The 2,943-nt window shown below is 63.1% G+C and carries 1 protein-coding gene and 1 pseudogene; both read right to left on the bottom strand.

Annotated elements, in window-relative coordinates; translation table 11 throughout:
* Nucleotides 1–281, bottom strand: a pseudogene (locus tag ENZ75_RS27005) (EamA/RhaT family transporter); the annotation flags it as partial.
* Nucleotides 282–352: 71 nt separating this feature from the next.
* The gene (locus ENZ75_RS27010) at nt 353–2,659 is read right to left on the bottom strand and encodes a xanthine dehydrogenase family protein molybdopterin-binding subunit (RefSeq protein WP_063167699.1); all 2,307 of its coding nucleotides are present in this window, start codon (nt 2,657–2,659) and stop codon (nt 353–355) included.
* Between the last annotated feature and the right edge of the window lie 284 nt (nt 2,660–2,943).

Here is a 2,943-nt window from a genome sequence, read left to right on the forward strand (position 1 = left end):
GCGTAGTTCAGCGTGATCGCTTCCGGCAGCGGCAGCCGGGTCAACGCGAAAAAGCCGAGCCCCATGGCGCAGACGCCGACCAGGCCGCGGGCGATGTGGTTGAACGGACGCTTGGTGGTGAAGGCAGTGCCGAGCTCTTTCCTGAAGGCCAGGAAGGCGATGATCGGGAAGATGGCGAAGAAAGAGCGGAAGAAGACAATCTGGCCGGCCGGAACCGTGCCTGCGGCTTTGATGCAGGTCTGCATGCCGACGAAGACCGCCACCGACACGATCTTGAGCATGATGCCGGTAAGCGTGTCGTGCCTGCCGGCATCATCGCTGGCTGTGGCCGAGGGGCTGCCGGGGCCCGCTGTCACGCTCCCGACGCTTCTCGGATCGTCGCCCAGATACGCGCCGGCGTTGCCGGCATGTCGATGTGCTTGACGCCATAAGCGCGCCAGAGCGCGTCGGTCACCGCATTGAGTGCCGCCGGGGTCGAACCGATGGTGCCGGCCTCGCCCGCGCCCTTGATGCCGAGTGCATTGGTCGTCGACGGCACGTTGCGGGTCTCGAAATGGAAGAACGGGAAATTGTCGGCGCGCGGCATGGCGTAATCCATGAAGCTCGCCGTCAAAAGCTGTCCGTCCTCGCCGTAGATAGTGTCCTCGGTCAGTGCCTGGCCGATGCCTTGCACGACGCCGCCATGCACCTGGCCGGCGAGCAGGATCGGGTTCACGGTCACGCCGAAATCGTCGACGATGGTGTAGCGGACAATCTCGGTCGCGCCGGTGTCGGGATCGATCTCGACCTCGCAGATATGAGTGCCGTTGGGATAGGTGCATTCGTCCTGCACGAACTCGCCAAAGCCCTTGAGATCGTCAGGCGTCTTGGCGGCCTTGGCGATGCTGGAAAAATCGAGCGAGCGATCGGTGCCGACGATGCGGGCAACACCATCGGACAACTCGATGTCGCCGGCAGAAGCCTCCAGCTCGTCGGCGGCGATGCGCTTGATCTTGTTGGCCAGATCCTCGCCCGCGCGGGAAGCCGACACACCCCCCAGCGGAATGGAGCGCGAGCCGCCGGTGCCGCCGCCGGCCTTCAATTCATCGGTATCGCCCTGGCGGACATGGATTTTGTCGATGTCGAGATTGAGCTTTTCCGACAGGAACTGCGCATAGGCGGTGGCGTGTCCCTGTCCGTTGGTCTGGGTGCCGATCTTCAGCGTCACCGTGCCGTCGCCATTGAGTTCGACGAAGGCCGGCTCCGAGCCCGGAAAGGCACAGGCCTCGATATAGGTCGCCATGCCGAGACCGCGGATTTTTCCGCCGGCCTTCGACTGCGCCAGCCGCTCCGGAAACGCTTTCCATTCGGATTGCTCAATGGCGCGCTCCATATGGCCTTCGAATTCACCGGTGTCGTAGAGGCGGCCGGTTTGCGTCCGGTAGGGAAATTGCTCCGGCCGGATGAAATTGCGGCGGCGGATCTCCTCGACGGGCAGGCCGAGATCGTGGGCGCAGGCATCGACCAGTTTTTCCAGCAGGAAGGCTGCTTCCGGCCGGCCGGCACCGCGATAGGCATCGACCGGGCAGGTGTTGGTGTAGAGGCCGGTCACCGAGACGTCGAGCGCCTGGATATCGTAGACACCGGTCGACATGGTGACGCCGATATAGGGGATGAACGGACCATATTGCGAGATATAGGCGCCGATGTTGGCGAGCAGGTCCACCTTCATGCCGAGAAAGCGGCCGTCCTTGTCCAGTGCCATCTCGGCCGTGACGAAATTGTCGCGGCCTTGCGCGTCGGTCTGAAAGTGTTCCGTGCGGTCGCCGGCCCACTTCACCGGGCGGCCAAGCCGCTTCGCCGCTTCCAGCACCAGCGGATATTCGCGGTAGACGAAGCTCTTGGGCCCGAAACCACCGCCGACATCAGGTGTGATGACGCGCAACTGGCCCTTCTTGATCTTGAACACGCTGGCCAGGATGTACTGCATGGAGTGCACGCCTTGCGACCCGGTGGTCAGCACGAAGCGCTTCTCCTCGACGTTCCATTCGCCGATCGCGGAGCGCGGCTCCATGTAGTTGCAGACCAGCCGGTTGTTGACGAACTCGATGCGGGTGACGTGTGCGGCCTTGGCGAAAGCCGCTTCGGTCTTTTTCCTGTCGCCCATGTGGTAGCTGAAGGCGCGGTTGGAACCGAGCTCCGGCCAGACCAGCGGCGTGCCTTCGGCAAGTGCATTTGCGGTCCCGGAAGCCGCGTCTTCGCCGTCATAGTCGACATCGATCAATTCAGCGGCATCCTGCGCCAAGGCACGGCTGTCGGCGACGACGAAGGCAACGGCATCGCCGACATAGTTGACGCGGTCGCGGCACAGGATCGGGATGTCGCGCGTCGGCGCCTTGGTGCCGTCCGGCTGTTCCTGCATGACGCCGGATTTCAGATCGCCGAGATGGGCAAGGTCCTTGCCGGTCAGTACCAGATGGACGCCAGGTGCGGCCTTCGCCGCCTCGGTCGAACCGATGGTGAAGCTGGCCTTGGCGACCGGCGAACGCAGGAGATAGCCATGCAGGACGCCAGCCGGCTGGATGTCGTCGGTATAACGGCCCTGGCCCTGGATGAAGGCGGCATCCTCGCGCCGCAGCACGGATGCGCCCATGCCGAATTTCGGTGTGACGACGGTCATGGATGCCTCGTGATGATGACAGGAGAACGAACGCCTGAAATAGGCATTGCCTCAGTTTTGTCGAGGGGCCGTTTCGTGTAAAGAGCGCGGACTTCAAATTTCTTGGACCAGCGGACACAATCCGCCGCCAACGCAATCGACAGGAAAACCCACGGAATGCGCACGGACACCGGCCAGGTCTTCAAGCTCGAAGACTATCGCCCAAACGACTACCTCATTCCGCAAACCGACCTCACCTTCCGCCTTTCGCCAGACGCAACGCGTGTCACCGCCGTGCTCACGAT

The sequence above is a fragment of the Mesorhizobium sp. M7A.F.Ca.CA.002.04.1.1 genome, assembly GCF_004022805.1.
GTDB lineage: Bacteria > Pseudomonadota > Alphaproteobacteria > Rhizobiales > Rhizobiaceae > Mesorhizobium > Mesorhizobium ciceri.